1 protein-coding gene and 1 pseudogene are annotated in these 3,931 nt (G+C 59.8%); one reads left to right on the forward strand and one right to left on the reverse strand.

Features of this window, described 5'->3' with window-relative positions:
- Nucleotides 1–627: 627 nt before the first annotated feature.
- Nucleotides 628–909 (forward strand): annotated as a pseudogene (locus tag AC3WJE_RS20945) (glucokinase); the annotation flags it as partial.
- A 143-nt stretch (nt 910–1,052) separates the two neighbouring features.
- Here the strand turns inward: AC3WJE_RS20945 and AC3WJE_RS20950 are convergent.
- On the reverse strand, nt 1,053–3,698 hold the full coding sequence (locus AC3WJE_RS20950; protein WP_493732774.1) for a TonB-dependent receptor: 2,646 nt from the start codon (nt 3,696–3,698) through the stop codon (nt 1,053–1,055).
- Nucleotides 3,699–3,931: the final 233 nt, after the last annotated feature.

Raw genomic sequence — 3,931 nt, forward strand, 5'->3', positions numbered from 1 at the left:
GATCCGCCGTCGCCGGCGTGATTGTCTTTCCATGTTCTGAGACCACTGCGTACGTCCCCATGACACTCCCGACCGTTTCGACCCCGGATCGCCTGGATTGACCTCAGGCTTGGGGCGATTCTTAAGGCGTCGTGACAACGATGTCAACAGGTTGTAATGAAATTCGTATGGAAGTCCTGCTAGGCACTTATAGAGCGATACCGCTAAAAATAAGCGTTTTACCGGGCATTTCTTGCGATAGCGCAGCACGATTCGAAGATTGGTCCTATCGGTAGGATTGGACTTTAAGGAATAAATGACAACGTTGCATATTTGTCAGCCATTTGTGACTCACAAAAGCACAAATAACCATATGAAAATAAAGAAGAAAACACCGAGGAAACAGATAAATGTCACTAATGTCGCAGACAAAATGCGTGGGCACTGACATGTTGTTTCCAGCGCCGGCACAATCGATTCACCCCCGATTGGTTCGACGATCGGAGGGATGGATGGGGGCGCGGTCCCGATGCGGGAGCGTGCTCACGGCTGCGGAAATATCGATATGTGCGGATACAGGGCGGTTGCCGCCCTGTGGATCGAGTGCCGTGTTTACAGGAAATGGTCTGGTAGCTACCGGCCGGAGTCACCGCGGCCGCGCAGCAAGGGCGTGATGCGCTGGCCCGCGAAACCCTTGAGATCTTCCGCGGGCTGCTGGGTAGCGTCGTGGGCGACAGGATGTTGTTCTATGGAGTCCGTGGCTGCATCTATCTCGCCGGCGGATTGTTGTCGCGTCTGGCGCAGATGCTGGCGGTCGGCTCGTTCCGTACACGCATGCTCGACAAGGGCAAGATGCGTCCCGCGTTGGAGCAGGTGCCGGTCAAGCTCGTGGAGCACGGGCAACTAGGCGTGATCGGTGCGGCGAACTGATTCGTGCAGCAGCGCGATTGAATCCCCGCATGTAGACGTGCAAGTGCCTGCGAGGTAAATGCCGGGGGGAGTCCGTCCCCGCGCTGGCGTGATGAAAAAAGAGGCGCGCCTCCAAAGGGAGGCTGAGGCGCGCCTGTACCACATCAGAACTTGAAGTTCAGCTGGGCCTGATAGCCGCGCCCATTCTTGTACATGCCGATCGGTGCGTACTTGACCTCGTTGTACCAGTAGTAGGTCGAGTCGAGCAGGTTGGTGGCACTCAGATTCAGACTGACCCAGTCGGTGATCTGGTACGACGCGGTCAGGTCGAGCTGCTTGTACTCGTCGGTGAAGACGTTCGAATCCAGGCGGCCGATCTGGGTGAAGTACTTGGAGCGATAGCTGTAATTGACGCGCACCATCCACGGACCATGCTCCCAGTACGGGATCACGTTATAGGTATTCCGGGACAGGTACGGCAGGTTCAGGCCACTACTCGAGTTGGACTCGGCGTAGGTGTAGTTCGCCGCCAGGCCGAAACCAAGCCCGAACGATTGCTGGTAGTTCAACGAAGCGCCGGTGACCTTGGCGCCGGAGGCGTTCTCGGGCCGGGTCACGGTGTACTGCCCGTTGACGATGCCGTTGGTCGGGTCACTCAGCGTCTCGGTCGTGGTCGTGGTCACGATGTACGAGCTGATGTCGCGGTAGAACACTTCGGCGGACAGCATGCTGGACGGTGCGAAGTACCACTCTGCGGCCAGGTCGTAGTTGGTGGACTGGTACGGCTTCAGATCGGGATTACCACCGCTTGCGGTCAGGTCACCGCTGGTGCTGTTCAAGTTGAACGCGCCGGAAAGATCGCTGTAGCGTGGGCGTGCGATCACGCGTGCGGCCGAGAAACGGAGGACCTTGTCGTCATCCAGGTCGTAGGCAATGTTGAAGCTGGGCAGCGGCTTCTCGTACTGCTTGGACACCTGCACCGGCGTGTAGGTCGTACCGCCATCGGTGGTCTGCCAATAGAACGACTTGTCCTTGGTGTTCACGTAACGCAGGCCAAAGTTGCCGCGCCATGAGCCGGACTCGAAGTTGACCTGCGCGTACAGGTCACTGGTGATCTCCTTGACGTCGAACTCCTGGCCGTACTTCTCCGTGTAGGCGCCCTGCGGCAGCGACTTGAGGTAGGCCAGGATCGAGCTGAGATTGGCGGTCGGCCAATTGACCAGGTCGCCGCTGGCACCCAGGCCGTCGTAGAGGCCACTCGGTGTGGTACCCGGGCTGAAGGAGGTCAGCAGGATGTCTTCATCGGCATACAGCGAATTGCCGCGCGAGGTCTGGCCGTTGTCGTGGTTGATGTACTTGTAGCCGAGCTGCAGCTTGTTCAGCGGACCCCAGTCGAGGTCGCGCGCTGCGTCGAACTGGAAGTACTTCTCCTGGTCCTTGGTGGTGGTGTACTCGACGCCGCCAGCCTGCTGACCGGAAGTCAGGCCCCAGTTGGAGGCGCTGTTGTCGTCGTAATTGACCGAAGTGTTGCTGCCATCGTATGCGAAGTTGTAACCGCCGTTCTGCAGCAGGAACTTCATCAGGTACTCGGGACTCTTGCCGCCGGTGGCCTTGGTGGCACCGACCTGCGAAGTGAATACCCACTTGTCGCCGTAGAAGTCATGACGCAGATTGAGGCTCTTGGTCACCACCGTGCTCATGCGGTAGTTCGCATCGAGCTGGGCATAGGGCTGGCCGGCCGAGCCGTCGGTCACCGTGGCCGAGGTGATGTAGCCGTTCTCGACGTTGGCGGCGGTGACCTTGGAAAGATCACTGTTACATGCAGGACAGACGTAACGCGATTCGCTGAAGTTGTTGTACTTGCCCTTGATGTAGATGCCGGTGAGGTTGAGCTCGTTCTGGTCGTTCGGCTTCCACTGCAGCGCACCCTGCAGGCCATTGCGCTCACGGGTCTGCTGGAAGTAGGCGCTGTTGATACCGGCCGGCACCTTGGCGGTGGCCACGTCGCCACCGTCACCCGTGATGGTGGCGGAGGACGGAATGTTGGCGCCGGTGGTGTAACCGAAGAATTCGACACCTGCGCGCGCGATGTCCTGCTTGTCGTGGGTGGCCGAGATCAGCGCGCCGAAGGTCTCGTCGTCGTTCTTCCAGCTCCACAACGCCGAGCCGCGCGGATTGCCTTCGGCGGAGCGATCGTTGTAGTTGTAGCCGACCGAGCCACGGATCGTGTTCTTCGGCAGGTCAAGTGGCTTGCGGGTGTGCACGATCACGGTGCCGCCGATCGAGCCTTCGTCTATGCGTGCCTCGGGGCTCTTGTACACCTCCATCAGGCCGATGATTTCCGGTGACAGCAGGGTGTAGTTGAAGGTGCGGCCGCTGGTGTCGGTCGGGTTGCCGCCCCAGTCGCCGGAGGCGATGGTCTGACCATTGAGCAGCACCCGGTTCAATGCCGGATCGGTACCGTTGATGCTGACCTTCTCGCCCTCGCCGAACTGGCGGTCCACGCTGATGCCGGGCAGGTGCGAGAGCGACTCGGCGGCGTTGGTGTCCGGGAACTTGCCGATGTCCTCGGCGCTGATCGCGTCCACGATCGAGTTGGCCGCGCGCTTGACCGCCTGGCTTTTCTCCAGGGACGCGCGATAGCCGGTGACGGTGACGGTGTCGAGCTCTTGCAGCTTCTGGTTCGACGCGGACGTGGAAGTGGAGGCTGCAGTTTGATCCTGCGCGCTTGCTTGTTGTACCCATACGCAAAGCGCCATGGAGATTCCAACGGCGAGCTTGTTGATATGACGGGTATTGTCGCGACTCATGGTGAGCACCCCTGGTTTGACTGGCGGGTTTTTGGATGGGCGGCAGCCATACGGCTGCCGTGGCTGCCTTGCGTAAGCGGGTCTTGCGGTAAACCAGTTGCAGCTATCGCGTCCTGCGGGCCTTTCGTATCCCTGGGGGGAGGGATGGATCAGGTATTGCTGTTGCGACCGAGGTACCAACTCGCTGCGCCAACCACACCGAGTTGCCCGTGTTCAACCACCTTCACGGGAAT

The organism is Pseudomonas sp. GW821-FHT07E12 (assembly GCF_058986605.1).

What these genes read in the sequence shown, in the direction of transcription:
- AC3WJE_RS20950 (WP_493732774.1), bottom strand. Translation starts at nt 3,698, where the DNA reads ATGAGTCGCGACAATACCCGTCATATCAACAAGCTCGCCGTTGGAATC.